The following is a 20989-nucleotide window of genomic DNA, read 5'->3' as shown; positions in this document are numbered from 1 at the left end:
ACGTATCGCACCCGGCAGAGTCGGCCCCCCCAAAGCTTAAGGCTCTTAAGGTATTCCTAATATTGAAAGCGCATTCTCGTGACACTTTTATTACTCTGGTTCCTGCTCACATGGCGTTTACCCTGAAGAGGCCGCTGATTAGCCGCCTTACGTTGCTGATTCTGGCTGCGGTTTACATCGCGGTTTTCCTTAACGTTGCCTATTACCGTCAGGTGCTGGCGGTGATGCCGCTGAACGACCTGCACACCACGCTGGTCTTTTTATCGATGCCGCTGGTCGCCTTTAGCGTGATCAATATCGTGATTACGCTGGCCTCGTTTATCTGGCTGGATCGGCTGCTGGCCACGCTGTTTATTCTGCTCTCCGCCTCGGCACAGTTCTTTATTCACACCTATAACATCGTGGTCGATCGCTCGATGATCACCAACATGATGGATACCACCGCCTCGGAATCCTTTGCGCTGATTACGCCACAGCTGCTTGTAACCCTGCTCACTTCAGGCGTGCTGATGACGTTGCTGCTGTTCTGGCCGCGAATCAAAAAACAGCAGTGGCGCGGCGTGCTGGCGCGACTGCTCAGCGTATTGCTGTCAGCGGCGCTGATTGTGCTGATCGCCCTGCTCTTCTATAAAGATTACGCTTCGCTGTTCCGTAACAACCGCGAGCTGGTAAAAGCGCTGAGCCCCTCTAACAGCATCGCGGCGACGCTCTCATGGTATAAGCATGAGCAGTTACAGAACGCGCCGCTGATACGCATCGGTGAAGATGCGCACCTGCAGCCCAGCCGCAGCAGTGGCAAACCTAACCTGACGATTCTGGTGCTGGGCGAAACCTCGCGTGCGCAAAATTTCTCGCTGGGCGGTTACAGTCGTTTGACCAATCCCTTGCTGGCGAAAGATGATGTGATCTATTTCCCGCACACCACCTCGTGCGGAACGGCGACGGCGGTTTCCGTGCCCTGCATGTTCTCCAACATGCCGCGCGCCCACTATGATGATGTGCTGGCCGCCCATCAGGAGGGATTGCTGGATATTATTCAGCGCGCCGGGATCAGCGTGTTGTGGAATGAGAACGATGGGGGCTGTAAAGGGGCCTGCGATCGCGTTCCGCATCAGGACATGACCAGCCTGAACCTGCCCGGCATGTGTATTGATGGTGAGTGTTACGACGACGTGCTGTTCCACGGTCTGGATGAGTACATCAGTCAGTTAAAAGGCAACGCGGTGATTGTGCTGCACACCATTGGCAGTCATGGCCCGACTTACAGTCATCGCTATCCGCCACAGTTTCGTCAGTTTGAACCGACCTGCGACACCAACCAGATTCAGGACTGTTCGCAACAACAGTTGATCAACACCTATGATAATACGCTGGTCAATGTGGATCACATCGTCGATAAAGCCATTAACGTACTGCGTGCACATCAGGACCGCTTCACCACCAGCCTGGTCTATCTGTCTGACCACGGCGAATCCCTGGGTGAAAATGGTGCTTACCTGCATGGCCTGCCCTATGCTATCGCGCCGGACACCCAGAAACATGTGCCGTTGCTGATCTGGCTTTCCGATGATTATCAGAAACGTTATGCGGTTAATCGCGGCTGTCTGAATAAACTGGCGGCGACAGACGATTTTTCACAGGATAATCTGTTTTCAACCATGCTGGGATTAACCGGCACCGCGACCCACGAATATGTGCCTGCGGATGATATTTTGACGTCGTGTCGGAGCCAACCTTAATGAAGATACTGATTGTTGAAGATGATGCCCTGCTGCTGCAGGGTCTGATGCTGGCGCTGGAAGGTGAAGGCTACGTCTGTGATGGCGTTACGCGGGTGCGGGATGCTGAAGCGCATTTCGCAAGCGGCCTTTATAGTCTGGTGGTGCTGGATCTTGGCCTGCCGGATGAAGATGGACTGCATTTTCTGATACGACTGCGGCGGCAGAAGAAGATGACGCCGGTGCTGATCCTGACCGCACGCGACACCATCAGCGAACGCATTGCCGGACTCGACGCAGGCGCGGACGACTATCTGATCAAACCGTTCTCGCTGGATGAGTTGCTGGCGCGGATCCGCGCGCTGATCCGCCGCCACGTCAATCAGGGCGACAGTCATGTCAGAGTGGGTGCGCTGGCGCTGGATATGACCCATCGCCAGATTACGCTCAGCGACGTACTGCTGGATCTGACACCTAAAGAGTTTGCGATTCTGTCACGGCTGATGCTCAAGGCCGGGAATCCGGTTCACCGTGAAATTCTCTACCAGGATATCTATAACTGGGAGACCGAGCCTTCTACTAATACCCTGGAAGTGCATATCCATAATCTGCGCGACAAAATCGGCAAAAGCGCAATCCGCACCGTGCGCGGTTTTGGCTATGCGCTGGTGACGCAGGATGGCGTTCGTGAGGCAACATGATAAGACGTTTCGATCATCGCAGTATGCGCTTTCGTCTCATCCTGACCATCGGTCTGATCCTGCTGGTTTTCCAGGTGATCAGCGTGGTCTGGCTGTGGCATGAGAGCAAAGAGCAGATTCAGTTTCTGGTGGAAGCGCAGCTGCAGAAGCGCAACATGGACAGTCACGTTAAGCGTGAAGTGCATGAAGCGGTAGCCAGCCTGGCGGTGCCAAGTCTGGTGATGATTACCCTGACGCTGCTGCTCTGCTATCAGGCGGTGAAATGGATTACCCGGCCGCTTTATCAACTGCAGCGCGAACTGGAGAGTCGCAGCGAAGAGAATCTTGATCCCGTCGCCTGCCACAGTCAGGTTCAGGAGATCGATGCGGTGACGCAGGCGATAAACCAGCTGGTCGCGCGTCTGAACAGCAGTCTGGAGCGTGAACGGTTGTTCACCGCCGACGTGGCACATGAGCTGCGCACGCCGCTGGCGGGATTGCGGCTGCATCTGGAGTTAATCGAACGTAACAGCGATGTCAAAGTTCAGCCGCTGGTGCAGCGCCTGGATCAGATGACGCACAGTGTGTCGCAGCTGCTGAATCTGGCGCGCGCCGGGCAGTCTTTTACCTCTGGCACCTATCAGAACGTGGGGCTGATTGAAGATGTGATCCTGCCAATGGAGGCAGAGCTGAGTATCATGCTGGAGGCGCATCAGCAGACGCTGGTGCTCGATCTGCCACAGGAGCAGTTTGTGCGCGGTGATGCCACGCTGCTGAAGATGTTGCTGCGTAACCTGGTGGAGAACGCCCATCGCTACAGCCCGGATAACAGCACCATCAGTGTGCAGCTGGTGTTAACTCCTCAGCCGATGCTGGTGGTGGAAGATCAGGGTCCGGGAATTGATGAGAGTAAAAGTGGCGAGCTGAGTAAAGCGTTTATCCGGATGGACAGCCGCTACGGCGGTATCGGACTCGGGCTGAGCATCGTCAGCCGTATCGTCCAGTTACACCGGTTTCAGTTTTTCTTAGAGAACCGCCGCGACCGAAGCGGTTGTCGTGCCGTGGTGAAGTTTTAAGCGCTGAACCAGGCGGAGAGGAACAGAACGACCGTAGCTGCGGCAATCAGCAGTGCAGCATATTCACTCATCGGACGCGGAGCAGTCACAGACAGGGCAACAGGAGCAGTTTTCATAGCATCATCCTCAGTTAAAGCAGGCAGTATCGCGATTGCATATTAAGGAAACCTTAAGCTCGCGACACTGCCGCTAAAAATGTCTGCGCTGCCAGACGCCGCCATCAACCTCGCATTTCTGCCCGCTGACACGCCTGCTGCATCCGCCCGGTGCTCTACACTTAATGGCTACGTTCCGTTTCAGGAGTTACGCCATGAGCCAACGCATGCACAAATATGCTTTTCCGGTCAGCAAAGCCCGCAAATACCTTGAGCCCGGACCGGTGCTGCTGCTCAGTTCGCAGTACAAAGATCAACATGACATCATGACGCTCGGCTGGCACACGGTGCTGGAGTTTTCTCCGTCACTTGTCGGCTGCATGATTGCCGGTATGAACCACAGCCATGAGCTTATCCGCAACAGCGGTCAGTGCGTGCTGAACATTCCTTCTGCCTCGCTGATTGATGAAGTTGTGGCAATCGGCAACAGCCACGGCGACAGCATTGATAAGTTTGAGGCATTTGGCCTGACGCCGGAACCCGCTCAGGTGGTTGGCGCGCCGATGATTGCCGAATGTTTTGCCAGCTTTGAGTGTCAGCTTTATGACGATTCGATGGTCGCTAACTACAACCTGTTTATTTTTGAGATTGTTAAAGCGCACGTTGCCGAGCAGCCGGAATACCCCACTACCCTGCACTACACTGGCGAAGGCCGGTTCAGCGTGATGAGCGACAAAATACTGGATAAGAGCGGCGATTTTAAACCGGAGATGCTGATCTAGTTGAAAGCGCTCTTCTGCGCCCCCATTCACCTCTTTCGACCTGACAGGAGTAAATTATTATGGCAATCGAATACGCAGTTATCGCTGGCGGCTGTTTCTGGTGTACCGAAGCGGTATTTAAGGATGTGATCGGCGTAGAGTCGGTAGAAAGCGGTTATACCGGCGGTGCCCGGCCGAATCCGACTTATGAGCAGGTCTGCAGCGGTGCGACCGGTCATGCGGAAGCGATCCGCATTGGCTTCGACCCGGAGAAAGTCAGCTTTGGCGATCTGCTGGATATCAGCTTTGTGACGCATGATCCGACCCAGCTTAACCGTCAGGGTAATGATATTGGCACCCAGTATCGTTCCGCCATTTTCCCGGCCAATGCAGAGCAGGAAGCGGAAGCACGCGCCGCCATTGCCCGCGCTCAGGCTGACCATGATGTGCCGGTGGTGACCACCATTGAGCCGCTGAAAGAGTGGTATCCCGCTGAAGCTTATCATCAGGATTACTGGGAAGGCGCGGGCCAGCGCAACGGCTACTGCATGGCGGTCATTCCACCGAAATTGCAGAAGCTGCGGAAAAGTTTCGCTAACAGAGTAAAGAGCTGATTCCGGCATCAGTCGGGGCAGCGTCTGACCAGTAACGAGGCTGAGAACGCCGCCCCGAGTTATTTGCTGCTATAAAACTCACCTGACCGGGCTCATCAGTTTGGCGGGATGTGGCCGGTAAAACGGCGGGTTTTATGCCGCAGTAAATCAATTCGTTCAGAGCTTAAGCGAATAGATCAAAAGAGAAAAATAGTGCTTGACCGTTTTCAGTCGACTCCCTATAGTACCGCCCCGTTGACCCATCGCGGTCAGCGAAGTAAATCTGGTGAGGTGTCCGAGTGGCTGAAGGAGCACGCCTGGAAAGTGTGTATACGGCAACGTATCGAGGGTTCGAACCCCTCTCTCACCGCCATATTCAAAGAAGAGCCTGAACTTTTGTTCAGGCTCTTTTTTTTGCATATTGCACTCTGAGAGAGTGTGATAACCCCCGCCGGGGAACGACCGCGGGCGCAGTCCTGCCCCACAATAAGAAAACCCGGCCGGAGCCGGGTTTGGGCGCTACACTTCTACTCAATCAAACGCTAGCTATACGCGTGCAGGGTGCGCTGGCACAGCGCAGAACGCACACAATCTTCTTTGCCGAAGCGTACAATGCCAACCATCTCGTCCTCTTCGAAACGCGCCAGCGCGTCTGCGAGACCGGAAGGCACCCCAGCGGGCAAGTCGCACTGGGTAATATCGCCGTTAACAATGACCGTGACGTTTTCGCCCAGTCGGGTCAGGAACATTTTCATCTGCGCGGCGGTGACGTTCTGCGCCTCGTCCAGAATTACCACAGCATTTTCGAAAGTGCGACCACGCATATAGGCGAACGGTGCAATCTCTACCTTGGCAATTTCCGGACGCAGACAATATTGCATAAAGGATGCGCCAAGACGTTTAACCAGAATGTCATAAACCGGGCGGAAATAAGGCGCGAATTTCTCAGAAATATCGCCGGGAAGGAATCCCAGATCCTCATCTGCCTGCAGTACCGGGCGCGTAACGATAATCCTGTCGATATCCTTATTAATCAGGGCCTCAGCCGCTTTTGCGGCACTGATCCAGGTTTTACCGCACCCGGCTTCACCGGTTGCGAAGATCAGCTGTTTTCTCTCTATGGCGTTAAGATAGTGCGCCTGAGCTTCATTACGGGCTTCAATCGGCAACCGGTCACGCGTATCGCGCGCCATGCCAATGGCATCCAGTCCACTCATATGCACCAGCGAAGTGACCGACTCTTCTTCACGCTGACGATGACTTCTTGAGTCACTACGAAGCACTCTTCTTGCTTCACGACGCGCTTTGATCACTGCTTTCTGTCTTCCCATAGTGGCACCTTTCAGTTGGTTTCATTTCCTGCGTCAGGCCGGTGGCCCGTTGCGATAACGTGAACGCTTTAGAGGTTTCAGTTGGCTTCCTTTTGAGCCATGACAGGACAGGATAGTGGGTATGCAGCAGCGCAATAGCGTAGCTGAACACCGGATAAAACAGGATGCGATAAAACAAAAGAGATGGTTGAAGGAAGGAAGAAATAACGAGGCAGAATTGCCCTCGCGGTCAGGCGCAATCTATTTACTGACAGTGACTTTCCATTAAAGACTCGACCCATGCGCGAACTCCAGTGTGATACATCAACACATCCGATTACGCCTGTTTAATAAAGTGCACCATTTTGTTGGGCCTTTGCAATAGTAATTTTACCTGCTGGCAAAAGAATTGCTAATCACGTGTATGTATTTCTTTTAAGGCAAAATGTAAAATCTTTTAATTACAGTGTATTAGCTTATTTTATATATGCCAGACAACCGCTAAAACTCAGTTTAACCTCAGCCAGCAAAGCACGAAAACCGTAAAACGTGGGCGACCAGAACAGGTACGCCCACAGTGGTTGAATTTTAATCAGGCTTCCAGCAACGACTGCGCTAAATAATGGCTGGCGTCTGGTACACCGGGCAAAACAAAAAAGTAACCGCCGCCAAAAGGCCGGATATATTCTTCCAGCGCTTCGCCGTTCAGGCGCCGCTGCACCGTGAGAAAGCCGCGTTCCAGATCGTGCTGATAGCAGACGAATAGTAACCCCATCTCCAGCTGTCCCGATGCAGAGATACCCGCGGAGTAACTGTAGCCGCGCCGCAGCATCAGGCTGCTTGCCGTCTCTGGCGTGCGGGGGTTGGCAAGACGGATGTGCGCATCCAGCGCAATTACCTCACCGTCCGGATCACGGGCGTAATCCGGAACGTCGCGCTCATGCTGCATCCCCAGCGGCGCGCCACTTAATTTCTCGCGACCAAAGATAGTCTGTTGCTCGCCCAGCGGCGTGCGATCCCACATTTCGACGTGAAAGCGGATTAACCGTACAGCCTGATAGCTGCCATTGCGCGCCCAGACCGGTTCGTCCTGATCGTCGGTCACCCACAGCAGCTGATTCATCAGAGCAGGGTTGTGGGTATCCGGATTGGCGGTGCCATCTTTGAAACCCAGCAGGTTGATCGGAGTCTCCTGCCCCTGACTGCGGGCGGCGTGATCGGAGATAAAGCCTTCACGCCGCCAGCGTACGCCAAGCAGGTCAGGCGTATGCTTGATGATATCCCGCAGGGCATGAATCACCGTATCCTGGGTGTTGGCACAGAGCTGCAACAGCAGATCGCCATGACACTGACTGGCATCCAGCGAATCATTGGGAAAGCGTGTCATCGGCTGCAATTTTTTCGGTTTGTGCGGCGCCAGACCAAAGCGTTCATCAAACAGTGAATTGCCGACCGACACGGTAATCGTCAGATTATCAGGCGCGATAGTCGCCCCAAGAATACCGGAATCCATTGGCGGCAACCGCGGATTGGTGACTACCGGTGCCGGACCGCCCGTGGTCAGGAAGGCAATACGCTGGGTCAGCAACCGGAACAGACGCACCAGCTCCGCTTTATCGCTGCTGAGCAGATCAAACGCCACCAGCATCATCGATGCCTGCTGTGGCGTCGTGATACCCGCCTGATGTTGACCATAAAACGGCTGCATCTGCTGTCGGGCCTGCGGCGTAACCGTCCCCGGCGAAAAGCTGTCGGCGGCGGCTGCATGGAACGGACAGCCGCCGCCCAGCGCTGCCGCGCCACCCAGCAGCCCCAGCCCTTTTAGTAACCGACGACGCGCAGGCTGCGCGTCATCTTCCTTGCGACTCATGATTAATCCAGACCCAGGGTGCCACGAAGTAATGAAAGATCTTCCGCCAGTGCGGTGATCGGTCCTTTCAGCGCGTTACGGTCGGCGCTGGTCAGTTTCTCATAGGATTCAAAACCGGTTTGGGTGCGGTACTTACTCAGGATCGCATCCACTTTTTTGAAGTTGGCGTCAACCTTGGCCAGCAACTGCGGATTGGCTTTGCTTACCATGGGTCGCAGCAGCTCAACGATTTTCTGCGCGCCATCAATGTTCGCCTGGAAGTCCCACAGGTCAGTCCGGCTGTAGCGATCTTCTTCACCGGAAATTTTGCTGGAAGCGACCTCTTCAATCAGGCCGGCTGCGCCGCCGACCACTTTGGCTGGCGGGAAGGCCAGTTCGCTGATGCGCACCTGCAAATCTTTCACATCTTTATTCAGCTGCTCAGCGTAGTCCGCCATGCCTTTCGTGCTGTTATCAGCAAACAGCGCTTTCTCCAGACGGTGGAAACCGGTGAACTTAGGATCGGCCGCTTTTTTCTCATAGTCATCTTCACGGGCGTCAATGCTGCCGTCGAGATCGGAGAAGAGCTCAGCAATCGGCTCAATGCGCTCATAATACTGACGGGTCGGAGCAAACAGCGCTTTGGCTTTTTCAACATCACCCGCTTTAACGGCGTCAGTAAAGGCCTGGGTGTTGCTCACCAGCTGGTTTACCTGGTCGGTCACATAGGCTTTATATTCGGTGATCGGGCCTTCCAGCTGCATACGTGCTGAGGTGCCACTTTTCGCCGCGCCCTCACCGGCCTGCACGATCAGCTTGCCTTTTGGATTGCTCAGTAGCCCACAGGTCATCTCATATTCGCCCGCCTCCAGATTGGCGGTCAGTTTCTGACTGAAGCCCGGCGCGATATTCTCACGCTCTTCAACCACCATCACGCCTTTGAGGATCTCCCACTCCAGCGCTTTCTGGCTGTTGTTTTTAATCAGGAACTGGGTCTTACCGGCCTTGACCGTTAAGCTCATCGGCTCGCACTGCTTGTCGGTGACGCTTACGGTAACCTGAGGAACCGCCGCGGCCGCCGTTGCGGAGATCGCCAGCAGAGGAAGCAGCAGTGCCTTGCGGCGGAAACGCATTGTCATCTCTTTTTCCCTATCATGTTGCAGGCGTAAGATGCGCCCGTTAAATGTCAAATTACACAGTGGCCGACGCAGCAGAACGCGCAGGCATAAAGAACAGGATCAGCGCCGGGATCAGGTAGGCGAAGTAAACGGTCACTTCACTGACGCTTGGGGTCTCCTGATAACCCAGCACCCCTTCCAGCAGGGTGCCGAACAGCGAATGGGTCGATAAGGTATTGCTGAGATCGAAGGCGACATCCTGAAAGCGATTCCATAAACCCGCTTCGTGGAAGGCGCGGATGGCGCCCGCTGCCAGACCCGCGGCGACAAACAGGATGAATACGCTGGTCCAGCGGAAGAAATGGGCCATGTTAAGACGGATACCGCCCCAGTAGAGCAGCATGCCCAGCACGACCGCGGTTGCCAGACCCAGCACCGCGCCAATCGGCGGCGCATAACCGACATCCTGGGTAAACGCCGCCAGCAGGAAGAACACCGACTCCAGCCCTTCGCGCGCCACGGCAAGAAACACCATCAGCACCAGTGCCAGACCGCCACGACCTGAGCGTTGCAGCGCCTGATCGACCGCCTGTTCAAGCTCGACCCTGATGTTGCGGGCGACTTTGCGCATCCAGAAAACCATTGAGGTGAGGATCACCACCGCAATCAGCGCCACGATGCCCTCAAACAGCTCCTGCTCTTTCTGCGGGAACTCACCGGTGGTGGCATTGATGAACAGACCCAGGCCCAGACAGAGCCCGGCGGCAATAAACACGCCAGCCCACATCGCGGGAAACCATTGGGTGCGCTGGGTGCGTTTGAGATAGCTGGCTATCAGGCTGACTATCAGCGCGGCTTCAAGCCCTTCGCGCAGCATGATGAGAAAAGGAACAAACATCGCCAACCTCTTGAATGTTAAGCAGCGTCAATAAACAGTAAAATAAGGTAAAGTGTAAACGATACCGATTATCATTATCGCTGAGAAAAAAACAAGTTGCCGGTGGAGATAATTTCATCTTTGAGTGGTTTATCTTTGTAACAAAAAAGCCCGCCCCTTTCGGGACGGGCCAGGCGATTAACGCCTCGCTTATTTTGTCTGGAACTCCGCCTCTGCAGCGGCAAAGCGCTGCTGCGCTTCTGCTGATGGCTCACGGCCCATCAGCGTGAACACTACAATGGCGATGCTGGCGAAAATGAAGCCCGGGATGATTTCATACAGTCCCAGCCAGCCATACTGTTTCCACACCAGCACGGTCAGCGCACCGACGATCATGCCCGCCAGCGCACCGTTGCGGTTCATCCGCTTCCAGCAGACACCAAACAGTACCACCGGACCAAACGCTGCACCGAAGCCCGCCCAGGCGTAGCTCACCAGGCCCAGCACGCGGTTTTCCGGGTTAGCCGCCAGCGCGATCGCAATCAGCGCCACCAGCAGCACCATCAGACGCCCTACCCATACCAGCTCTTTCTGGCTGGCATTTTTACGCAGTAAGCCTTTGTAGAGATCTTCGGTCAGGGCGCTGGAGCAGACAAGCAGCTGACAGCTCAGCGTTGACATCACGGCTGCCAGGATCGCTGACAGCAGAATACCGGCAATCCATGGGTTGAACAGGATACGCGCCAGCTCGATAAAGACCCGCTCCGCATTGGCGTTAACGCCAACCGCCAGCGTCGGGTTGTTCTGGAAGTAGGCGATACCGAAGAAGCCCACCGCCACGGCACCGGCCAGACAGAGCACCATCCAGGTCATACCGATACGGCGAGCGGTACGGATTGAACGATGCGAATCTGCCGCCATAAAGCGCGCCAGAATATGGGGCTGCCCGAAGTAGCCCAGGCCCCAGCCGAGCAGGGAGATAACCGCGACAAAGTTCAGTCCCTTCAGCATGTCGAGGTTTTCCAGGCTCTTCGCTTCAATCACCGCCAGCGAATCAGACCAGCCGCCGACCGCGATAATCACAAACACCGGCGTCAGGATCAGCGCAAAAATCATCAGGCTCGCCTGAACGGTATCGGTCCAGCTCACCGCCAGGAAACCGCCCACCAGCGTATAGAGAATGGTCGCCGCTGCACCCGCCCACAGAGCGGTCTGGTAACTCATACCAAAGGTGCTTTCAAACAGACGCGCACCGGCTACCACGCCTGAGGCGCAATAGATGGTGAAGAACACCAGGATCACAATGGCGGAGATCACGCGCAGGATTTTACTGTGGTCCTCAAAGCGGCTGGTAAAGAAGTCCGGCAGCGTCAGGGCGTTGTTGTGATGTTCAGTCTGTACCCGCAGGCGACCGGCCACGATTTTCCAGTTCAGCCAGGCACCGATCGTCAGGCCAATCGCAATCCAGCTTTCAGAGATACCGGAGATGAAGATCGCACCCGGTAAGCCCATCAGCAGCCAGCCGCTCATATCGGATGCACCGGCAGAGAGTGCCGTGACCACGCTACCCAGACTGCGGCCACCGAGGATGTAATCATCAAAGTTTTTGGTTGAGCGATAAGCCACAAACCCGATTAATACCATCCCAAGAATATAAACCAAAAAGGTCACCAGCAAAGGTGTACTTACACTCATCTGTCTCTCCACTTATTATTTGATATCCCAGAGAAATCGCCAGCTACCCGCCTGCCGGAACGGGGCAAAGCGGGCCGATTTTCTTCGTCAGGGCGTCACTCATTTCCCAGCGGCGCGGTATCCTGCCGGAAAGGCGTTGTGCGCACAATGGATTTAACACAGGCGTTACAGTGATTTCACTAACCGTTTGTGAAAACGTGCTCATAGGTTGCACTCGCTCACAGTTATCCGGTTGCACCATCGTATTACCTGCCTGAAACCCGCTTTTCATCGGGTCTGCCAGACTGGCGAGGATCTTGCAGCAATATCCGTGCCGCATTGCGGGATTTAGCAATCGTCGACGTTAAAAGGGTGTTAACTGGCTCACATTTAACACGGTTGCACAAAGTTGCAACTTAAGTGATAGTGCAGCCAACGCCGTATCGAACCACTATCAAGGAGCTCTGGAGTCATGGCTACAACCACCATGGGTGTAAAACTGGATGACGCGACACGCGAGCGCATCAAACTGGCTGCGCAGCGCATTGATCGCACGCCACACTGGCTGATTAAACAGGCGATCTTTAACTACCTGGGCCAGCTGGAAACCGGCGATACCGTGCCGGAGATCCCGCTTTCTGCCCAGGCGGCCGCAGAGTCCGACGACACCCAGCCAGAGGAGACGCACCAGCCGTTCCTTGATTTCGCAGAGCAGATTTTACCTCAGTCAGTGACCCGTTCAGCGGTGACCGCCGCATGGCGTCGTCCGGAGACTGATGCGGTGCCAATGATGCTGGAACAGGCACGTTTACCGGCGGCGCTGGCAGAGAAAACCCATCAGCTGGCTTACCAGCTCGCCGAAAAGCTGCGGCACCAGAAAGGGGCAACCGGACGCGCTGGAATGGTGCAGAGCCTGCTGCAGGAGTTCTCTCTCTCCTCCCATGAAGGTGTGGCGCTGATGTGTCTGGCTGAAGCGCTACTGCGTATCCCCGACAAGCCAACACGCGATGCGCTGATCCGCGACAAGATCAGCAACGGCAACTGGCAGTCACATCTGGGACGCAGCCCGTCACTGTTTGTCAACGCGGCGACCTGGGGCCTTCTGTTCACCGGCCGTCTGGTCTCGACCCACAACGAGTCGAATCTCTCAAGCTCGCTTAACCGCATTATCGGTAAGGGTGGCGAACCGCTGATCCGCAAAGGCGTGGATATGGCGATGCGTCTGATGGGCGAGCAGTTTGTCACCGGTGAAACCATTGCCGAAGCGCTGGCTAACGCCCGCAAGCTGGAAGAGAAAGGCTTCCGCTACTCCTATGACATGCTGGGCGAAGCGGCCCTGACGGCAGGCGATGCCAAAGCCTATCTGCTCTCTTATCAGCAGGCGATCCATGCCATTGGTAAAGCGTCGAATGGTCGTGGCATCTATGAAGGTCCCGGCATCTCTATCAAGCTCTCAGCACTGCATCCCCGCTACAGCCGGGCGCAGTATGAGCGCGTGATGGAAGAGCTCTACCCTATTCTGAAATCGCTGACGCTGCTGGCCCGCTCCTATGACATCGGCATCAACATCGATGCAGAAGAGGCGGACCGGCTGGAACTGTCGCTGGATTTACTGGAGAAACTCTGTTTCGAGCCAGAGCTGGAAGGCTGGAACGGCATAGGCTTTGTGATTCAGGCCTACATGAAACGCTGTCCGTTTGTGATTGATGAGCTGATCGATCTGGCGCAGCGCAGCCGCCGTCGCCTGATGATTCGTCTGGTGAAAGGCGCGTACTGGGACAGCGAAATCAAGCGCGCCCAGATGGAAGGCCTTGAAGGCTATCCTGTCTACACCCGCAAGGTTTACACCGATATCTCTTATCTGGCCTGTGCCCGCAAACTGCTGGCCGTGCCAAGCCTGATCTATCCGCAGTTCGCTACCCATAATGCCCACACACTGGCGGCGATTTATCAGCTGGCGGGCAACAACTACTATCCCGGTCAGTATGAGTTCCAGTGCCTGCACGGCATGGGCGAACCGCTCTATGAGCAGGTGGTCGGCAAAGTGGCAGACGGGAAGCTTAACCGTCCCTGCCGTATCTATGCGCCGGTCGGTACCCATGAAACCCTGCTGGCCTATCTGGTGCGCCGCCTGTTAGAAAACGGGGCCAACACCTCCTTTGTTAACCGTATTGCCGATACCTCGCTGCCGATTGATGAACTGGTGGCCGATCCGGTGAGCGCGGTGGAGAAGCTGGGTGCCAGCGAAGGCGCCATTGGTCTGCCACATCCGAAAATCCCCCTGCCGCGCGATCTGTATGGCGATAACCGTGTTAACTCTGCGGGTCTGGATATGGCCAACGAACACCGTCTTGCCTCACTCTCCAGCGCCCTGCTGAGCAGCGCCGCACAGCCCTGCCTGGCCGAGCCGATGATCGACGGTGAAGCGGGTGCCGGCGAGTTGCGCGACATTCTGAACCCGGCAGCGCCTGGCGACCGTGTAGGTCAGGTCCGTGAAGCCACAGAGCAGGAAGTTTCTGTGGCGCTGGATGCCGCGGTAAACAGCGGGCCAATCTGGTTTGCCACACCGCCGCAGGAGCGTGCCGCCATTCTGGAACGCGCCGCACAGATCATGGAAGGCCAGATGCAGCAGCTGCTCGGCATCCTGGTGCGTGAAGCTGGCAAAACCTACAACAACGCCATCGCGGAAGTGCGCGAAGCGGTTGATTTTCTCTATTACTACGCCGGAATGGTGCGTGACGATTTCGACAACGAAACCCATCGTCCGCTGGGCCCGGTGGTCTGCATCAGTCCATGGAACTTCCCGCTGGCGATCTTTACCGGTCAGATTGCGGCTGCACTGGCAGCGGGTAACAGCGTGCTGGCCAAACCGGCCGAGCAGACACCGCTAATTGCCGCACAGGCGGTTCAGATCCTGCTGGATGCGGGTGTGCCGCCAGGCGTGCTGCAACTGCTGCCTGGCCAGGGTGAAACCGTTGGTGCACAGTTGACCGGTGACGTTCGGGTACGTGGCGTGATGTTTACCGGTTCAACTGCGGTGGCGACACTGCTGCAGCGTAATCTGGCGGGTCGCCTTGACCAGCACGGTCGTCCTGTGCCGCTGATTGCTGAGACCGGCGGGATGAATGCGATGATCGTCGATTCTTCCGCGCTGACTGAGCAGGTGGTGATCGATATCGTCGCCTCTGCCTTCGACAGTGCCGGACAGCGCTGTTCTGCCCTACGCCTGCTCTGCATTCAGGAAGATGTCGCCGACCATACCCTGAAGATGCTGCGCGGCGCGATGGCGGAGTGCCGCATGGGCAATCCGGAACGCTTCTCGACCGACATCGGTCCGGTCATTGATGCCGAAGCGAAAGCCAATATCGATCGCCATATTCAGGCGATGCGTAATAAAGGCTTCACGGTCTATCAGGCGGTGCAGGAAAACCCGCAGGACAGCAAAGAGTGGAATAGCGGTACCTTTGTTAAACCGACACTGATTGAGCTGGGCCAGGTCAGCGATCTGGATAAAGAGATTTTTGGCCCGGTGCTGCACGTGGTGCGTTTCACCCGCAATAACCTGCCGCAGCTGGTTGAGCAGATCAATGCGTCCGGCTATGGCCTGACGCTGGGCGTACATACCCGCATCGACGAAACGATTGCACAGGTTACGGCGAACGCCCGAGTCGGCAATCTCTACGTCAACCGCAATATGGTGGGCGCGGTGGTCGGCGTACAGCCGTTTGGTGGCGAGGGCTTATCCGGTACCGGTCCGAAAGCCGGCGGTCCGCTCTATCTTTACCGCTTGCTGGCGCATCGTCCGGATAGTGCGCTGCGTCTGACTTTTGATCGTCAGGATGCAGAACGCCCGGCGGACAGCACGCTGCGTCAGTCACTGCTGGCACCGCATCTGGCACTCAGCAACTGGGCTAAGGATAAGCCTGAACTGGCTGAACTCTGCCAGCACTATGGCGATCTGGCGCAGGCGGGCGTGGTCCGTCTGCTGCCTGGCCCGACAGGCGAGCGCAATACCTTCTCACTGTTGCCGCGTGATCAGGTGCTCTGTCTGGCTGATAACGAGCAGGATGCGTTAATCCAGCTGGCCGCGGTGACCAGCGTCGGCAGTAAAGCATTGTGGCAGGATGATGAGCTGCATCGCGCCCTGCTGGCCTCGCTGCCGGATGCAGTGAAAGCGCGCGTCACGCTGGCGCGTGACCCGTTAGCAGCAGAGTTTGATGCGGTGATCTATCACGGTGATGCCGATCAGCTGCGTACCCTGTGTGAACAGATTGCCGCACGTGAAGGCGCGATTGTGTCGGTGCAGGGCTTTGCGCGCGGCGAGACCAATCTGCTGCTGGAGCGTCTGCTGATTGAGCGTTCGCTGAGTGTGAATACCGCTGCGGCAGGCGGTAATGCGAGCCTGATGACCATAGGGTAAGGGGCGTTCGCGGGATTGTTCGCTGCGCGAACGGGCTGAGGTGCGGAGCTGAAGCTGGAGTTGTTCGCTGCGCGAACGGGCTATGAGAAGGTTTCGTTCGCCTGGTAAGCCAGGCAGTTTCAGATTCGCCTCTGCAGGCGACCGACAAGGGGGCGCCAGTCGCCGCGCCCCCTTGACCCCGGGCTCCGGCCTGCTTCACCGCCGCTTCGCGGTTCCTTCGCTACTTCAGGATTTCTCACGGACCAGCGGGACGCGCCATCCATGGCGCGAACCCGCCTCTTCGCGACATCCCTGTCGCTCGTCCTGAAATCCCTCATCCGCTCAGCGGTTCTGACGGCCTCCCCACCCCCTCGCTGTTATCTTTTCTTTTTATGTTGGGTTCGCTGTCGCTGTGAGTTTGGGGATTGCCTCTGAATTTTTGCTCAGCAGACCGAATGTTATTCAACCCACCCGCTGTTATCTCTGCTTTTTATGTTGAGTGCTTTATCGCTGTGGTTTTTTGGGATTGCCTCTGACTTTCGGCTCAGCACATAGAATGGCATTCAACCCTACCCGCTGTTATCTCATTTTCAGGTCACTAAGAGTGTTGCGGTAAGCTTCCGGAATTGAGACTGGCTTTCGGATCACCAGACAACGCTGCACTAAAGAAAACACAAAGAAATCACCGGCAGGGGGTTTCCCAGAGGCGTCCGCAGCGCTGAGGAACAACCGGAGGCCAGGATGAGCCGACAGGACGTCGGCGAAAGGACGGTACGAGCCAGGGATGGCGAGTCCGGACGGTCCGTCGGCCGCAGGGCGTGACGAAGGCACCCCGTACAGCGGGGCGCGCAGGCAGCCGGACGCCGGGATTGTTAAGGGGCGGGCGTCCGCCCCTTGACGCGTCCGCCTGCACAGGCAACCTGAAACTCCCCATCGCCTGGCGGGCGAAACCCGCTCAGTGCAAGCCCGCTGCAAAGCGTAACTTCCCCGCTGCCAGGCGTAACTTACCCACCGCTCGCGCCGCCAGGCGCCCTTTTCATTAACGTCGGGAACACAAACAGCGACTGCCCGACTCCGCGATTGGTCAGCGACCAGATTGCCACTGAACAGAGCGAGCAGAGACCCACGATGGCCACCGGATAGAAACAGGCCCAGAGAAACGAAAACCACGCCTGCTCGAACAGATGATGCCGCTGCGCGAACAGAATCGCAGACATACCAAAAAACTCGATAAAAATACGATGGATGACATAAATCTGCAGCGTATTGCGGCCAACCCAGTTGAGATAGCGCATGCTGAAGTGCTGATTCAGCCAGCGACAGGCCGCGATACTGAATAACACCGCCAGTACACACAGGAACAGACTCTTATCCAGCCCGAATAGCACATGAATCCCGGCGGCTGCCGCCAGTAGCGCCCAGGGCATCAGATTCTCACGCCGCCATTCACTCAGGCGCAGCATCGTCTGGCTCCAGAATGCCCCTAACAGGAAGAACACAAAATATTGGGCCAGGCTCTGGGGTCCCCAGAACGGGATCACTTTTTCTGCCGCCAGATAATTCAGCAGGATCGCCACCGCCACCAGGGCCAGCTTATATTGACGGAAAACTTTAGCACAGAGGAAATAGAGTCCCAGCCCATACAGATACCACGAGGTGCTCATAGCCATAAAGGTCAGCTTGAGAAACTCGAATAGCGAACCCGCATAGGCGGCATTAAGGTTCTGCGAAATACGCTGGCCGGTAATTTCAGTAGAGATACCGATAATTGACCACCACTGAATAAACCCCCACAGAATATAGAGATAAAAAAGATTGGTGATGCGACTGGTAAATACCTGCTTCCATGGCCGGTTCAGAATGCCATTGGTCGCCAGCAATCCCGAGACAAAGAAAAAGGCGGGCATACGCAGCGGCGACAGTACCGTATTAAACTGTATCCATATTTCGGCGGGGATCCATCCGGCAGAGAGATATTTCATCGTCCCTTCAAAGCCGGGTAAAACTGTGTGGTACAGGACCACCAGTAATATGCAGGCGCCCTTCAGGGTATCGACCCACAATATCTGATCTGACTTAGTCTGGTTCATTCAATGACTCCTGCTGTGTAGGTCAGAATGCTGGAAAGTAAAAGCGAGGAAATCAGTATTGCTTTTATGATTATCCGGCAATTATTCGCCATTGAACCGGTGATGAATGTAGCGAAACTCTTAAAAGCCGCTGAGTGGCCCTGTTACCACAGTTATTTACTCAGCAGAACGTTTCCTTACACTTATTAATATCGACGCAACACACTAATTAGCAGTGCCGCAGCCAGCTTAAAGGATAATATTGCTTCATAATTCAGAAAATATAATTAAGAGAAAGTGGCAACGGGAAAAGCCAATATATCCCCGATGAAAAGAAAAGATTTGTCAGATGTGCCAAAAGGTTTAACAGCGGCAGAGTTATTTATGATACTGCGCCTGCTAATAGCGTGACCATAGCCAGTGGCAGCTTAAAAAATGAGGGTTTTAAACGGGTTAAAACTGCCTTCCGGGGAAGGCAGTGTGGATTACTGATTCAGAAATTTATCAAGGAACTGACGGGTACGCGGCTGCTGAGGGTTACTGAACAACGCTTTCGCTTCGCCCTGCTCCACAATCCGTCCCTGATCCATAAAAATGGCGCGGTCAGCCACATCGCGGGCAAAGCTCATCTCATGCGTGACGATGACCATGGTGCGTTTCTCTTCGGCCAGCGCGCGAATGGTGCTGAGCACCTCGCCCACCAGCTCCGGATCCAGCGCCGAGGTCGGTTCATCAAACAGGATCACTTCCGGCCGCATCGCCAGCGCACGCGCAATCGCCACGCGCTGTTGCTGCCCGCCCGACAGACGGCGCGGATAGCTCTCTTCTTTGCCGTGCAGCCCGACCTTCTCCAGCAGCGTGCGGGCGCGGGCCACCGCATCCGCTTTCGCTTCGCCTTTGACGATAACCGGCCCTTCAATAATGTTCTCCATCACTGAACGATGCGGAAACAGATTGAAGTTCTGGAAGACAAACCCGACCTGCTGACGCAGACGACGCACCTGCTCTTTCTGCTTACTCTGTGCCAGCGCCGCATCAACGGTAATCTCTCCGACCCGGATGGTGCCGCTATCCGGCACTTCCAGCAGATTGATACTGCGCAGCAGCGTGGTTTTACCTGATCCGCTGGGGCCGATAATGGCCACCACTTCACCGGCGGCCACATCAAGGTCGATGTCGTGCAGCACCGTCTGGCCGTTAAAAGACTTCACCAGCTTTCTGACTTCGATGGCGCTCATTTCGACTCCGAATCCTGACGATTAACATGCTGTTCCAGCCGGTTCTGCAACGCAGATAACACCGTTGCCATCACCCAGTAGATCAGCGAGGCTGCCAGATACATGGTAAAGACTTCCAGCGTGCGTGAGGTGATCAACTGCGCCTGACGGAACAGCTCCGGTACCTGAATGGTCGCCGCCAGCGAGGTATCTTTCACCAGGCTGATAAAGCTGTTGCCCAGCGGGGGCAGCGCGGTGCGGGCTGCCTGTGGCAGGATCACCCGGCGCAGGGTTTGCCAGCGCGTCATGCCGATACTTGCCGCCGCTTCCCACTGCCCGCGCTCAATCGATGAAATCGCGCCACGCAGTGACTCTGAGGCATAGGCTGCGGTATTAAGGGAAAGACCAATCATCGCGGAGGGGATCGGATCCAGTTCAATGCCAAACTGCGGCAGGCCGTAATAGATCATAAACAGCTGGGCGATCAGCGGCGTGCCACGAAAGATCGAGACATAGATCCGCGCCAGCCAGCGAACCGGCCAGAAGCGCGACAGACGCATCAGCGCCAGAATAAAGCCCAGCAGCAGGCCAAAGAACATGCCGCCGATGCTGAGCTGCAGCGTAAACAGCGCGCCTTTTAATAAAAAAGGTGCTGAATCCAGCACCAGTTGAAGACTTTCCTGCATTATTTCGTCACGTCCGCGCCAAACCATTTCTGAGACAGCTTGCTCAGCGAGCCATCTTTCTGCATGTCAGCAATGGCCTGGTCGATCGCTTTCAGCAGGTCGTCGTTGCCTTTACGTACCGCCACGCCCGATTCCTGACGAGAGAACGCATCGCCCGCGACCGCCATGGTATCGCCCGTTTTCTTCACCAGATCCAGCGCGGCCAGACGGTCAACCAGAATGGCATTCAGACGGCCAGAGCGCAGATCCTGATATTTCGTCGGGTCATCATCATAGGTACGGATGTCCACGCCCTTCACATTCTCACGCAGCCACTGCTCGTAGTTGGTGCCCAGACCGACGCCCACTTTTTTACCGGCCAGGTCCGCAGGTTTGGTGATGGTGTTCGCATTGGCTTTCATGGTCAGCGCCTGAATGCCGGAGACCGTGTATGGCGTGGAGAAGTCATATTTCTTCTTACGCTCATCAGAGATGGTGACCTGGTTGATGACCACATCGATGCGCTTCGCGTCGAGAGAGGCCAGCATGCCGTCCCACTTGGTCGGTTTCAGGCTCGCCTTGACGCCCATGTGCTGTGCCAGCTGTTCCGCGAATTCCACTTCAAAGCCGGTCAGCTTGCCCTTTTCATCCTGGAAGCTGAATGGCGGATAGGTGCCTTCCAGACCCACCAGCAGCGTGCCGCGCTCTTTAATTTTGTTGAGCAGATTTTCCGCTGCAAAGGTTTTAACGTTGACGCCAGCAATCAGCGCCACGGCCATGACGCCCATCACCATCTGACGACCTGCACGAGAAAAGGACATATTCACCCCATTATTGACAGTATTGTGTGTGTGTTCTTATAAGGGCAGCACGGCTTGTCGCTGCCAG

General features: G+C 55.9%; 15 protein-coding genes and 1 tRNA gene. 7 read left to right on the top strand and 9 right to left on the bottom strand.

Annotated elements, in window-relative coordinates:
- Positions 1 to 110: 110 nt before the first annotated feature.
- The 6 genes from eptA (at position 111) to OK409_RS03160 (ending at position 5296) form a co-directional block, all read left to right on the top strand.
- Entirely contained in the window at positions 111 to 1739 is a 1629-nt protein-coding gene (gene eptA, locus OK409_RS03185; RefSeq protein ID WP_264366890.1) for a phosphoethanolamine transferase EptA, read from the top strand.
- Positions 1739 to 2419, top strand: a complete 681-nt coding sequence (gene pmrA / locus OK409_RS03180; RefSeq protein ID WP_010670822.1) for a two-component system response regulator PmrA — start codon at positions 1739 to 1741, stop codon at positions 2417 to 2419. Before eptA ends, pmrA begins: the two co-directional genes overlap by 1 nt.
- Positions 2416 to 3474, top strand: a complete 1059-nt coding sequence (gene pmrB, locus OK409_RS03175) for a two-component system sensor histidine kinase PmrB (RefSeq protein WP_045139876.1) — start codon at positions 2416 to 2418, stop codon at positions 3472 to 3474. The genes pmrA and pmrB overlap by 4 nt, the downstream gene beginning before the upstream one ends.
- A 310-nt stretch (positions 3475 to 3784) precedes the next feature.
- Positions 3785 to 4351: a flavin reductase family protein gene (locus OK409_RS03170; RefSeq protein ID WP_022625495.1), complete on the top strand. Its 567-nt coding sequence runs from the start codon at positions 3785 to 3787 to the stop codon at positions 4349 to 4351.
- A gap of 59 nt (positions 4352 to 4410) precedes the next feature.
- Positions 4411 to 4944: a peptide-methionine (S)-S-oxide reductase MsrA gene (gene msrA, locus OK409_RS03165; RefSeq protein WP_031594591.1), complete on the top strand. Its 534-nt coding sequence runs from the start codon at positions 4411 to 4413 to the stop codon at positions 4942 to 4944.
- A 264-nt stretch (positions 4945 to 5208) separates the two neighbouring features.
- Positions 5209 to 5296, top strand: a tRNA-Ser gene (locus OK409_RS03160).
- 169 nt (positions 5297 to 5465) lie between these two features.
- Here OK409_RS03160 and phoH read toward each other — a convergent pair.
- The 5 genes from phoH to putP form a co-directional block, all read right to left on the bottom strand.
- Positions 5466 to 6254 (bottom strand): phosphate starvation-inducible protein PhoH, encoded by a 789-nt coding sequence (phoH, locus tag OK409_RS03155; RefSeq protein WP_010258505.1) that lies wholly within the window; start codon positions 6252 to 6254, stop codon positions 5466 to 5468.
- 571 nt (positions 6255 to 6825) lie between these two features.
- Positions 6826 to 8103 carry an iron uptake transporter deferrochelatase/peroxidase subunit gene (gene efeB / locus OK409_RS03150; protein ID WP_033778976.1) on the bottom strand — a complete coding sequence of 426 codons (1278 nt, stop codon included), beginning with the start codon at positions 8101 to 8103 and terminating at the stop codon, positions 6826 to 6828.
- A gap of 2 nt (positions 8104 to 8105) precedes the next feature.
- On the bottom strand, positions 8106 to 9221 hold the full coding sequence (efeO, locus tag OK409_RS03145) for an iron uptake system protein EfeO (RefSeq protein ID WP_010258498.1): 1116 nt from the start codon (positions 9219 to 9221) through the stop codon (positions 8106 to 8108).
- Between the two features lie 52 nt (positions 9222 to 9273).
- A complete protein-coding gene (efeU, locus tag OK409_RS03140) occupies positions 9274 to 10098 on the bottom strand; it encodes an iron uptake transporter permease EfeU (RefSeq protein WP_031593440.1) in 825 nt (274 codons plus the stop codon).
- A gap of 189 nt (positions 10099 to 10287) precedes the next feature.
- Positions 10288 to 11772 carry a sodium/proline symporter PutP gene (putP, locus tag OK409_RS03135; protein WP_010670826.1) on the bottom strand — a complete coding sequence of 495 codons (1485 nt, stop codon included), beginning with the start codon at positions 11770 to 11772 and terminating at the stop codon, positions 10288 to 10290.
- A 451-nt stretch (positions 11773 to 12223) separates the two neighbouring features.
- On the opposite strand from putP, the gene putA reads away from it, so the two are divergent.
- Positions 12224 to 16171: a trifunctional transcriptional regulator/proline dehydrogenase/L-glutamate gamma-semialdehyde dehydrogenase gene (gene putA / locus OK409_RS03130; protein WP_264366743.1), complete on the top strand. Its 3948-nt coding sequence runs from the start codon at positions 12224 to 12226 to the stop codon at positions 16169 to 16171.
- Positions 16172 to 17154: 983 nt separating this feature from the next.
- Here putA and OK409_RS03125 read toward each other — a convergent pair.
- From OK409_RS03125 to tcyJ, 4 genes are all read right to left on the bottom strand, one after another.
- Complete coding sequence (locus tag OK409_RS03125) at positions 17155 to 18240, bottom strand: acyltransferase family protein (RefSeq protein WP_010247569.1); 1086 nt, start codon at positions 18238 to 18240, stop codon at positions 17155 to 17157.
- A 464-nt stretch (positions 18241 to 18704) separates the two neighbouring features.
- Positions 18705 to 19457: an L-cystine ABC transporter ATP-binding protein TcyN gene (gene tcyN, locus OK409_RS03120; RefSeq protein ID WP_010247571.1), complete on the bottom strand. Its 753-nt coding sequence runs from the start codon at positions 19455 to 19457 to the stop codon at positions 18705 to 18707.
- Positions 19454 to 20122 (bottom strand): cystine ABC transporter permease, encoded by a 669-nt coding sequence (gene tcyL, locus OK409_RS03115; protein ID WP_003854540.1) that lies wholly within the window; start codon positions 20120 to 20122, stop codon positions 19454 to 19456. The genes tcyN and tcyL overlap by 4 nt, the downstream gene beginning before the upstream one ends.
- Positions 20122 to 20922 (bottom strand): cystine ABC transporter substrate-binding protein, encoded by an 801-nt coding sequence (tcyJ, locus tag OK409_RS03110; protein ID WP_031593429.1) that lies wholly within the window; start codon positions 20920 to 20922, stop codon positions 20122 to 20124. The genes tcyL and tcyJ overlap by 1 nt, the downstream gene beginning before the upstream one ends.
- Between the last annotated feature and the right edge of the window lie 67 nt (positions 20923 to 20989).

This window comes from Pantoea sp. RG18, assembly GCF_025910075.1.
Classification (GTDB): domain Bacteria; phylum Pseudomonadota; class Gammaproteobacteria; order Enterobacterales; family Enterobacteriaceae; genus Pantoea; species Pantoea agglomerans.
The sequence above is the reverse complement of the archived record's forward strand: the minus strand, read 5'-3'. Positions and strand labels throughout refer to the sequence as shown.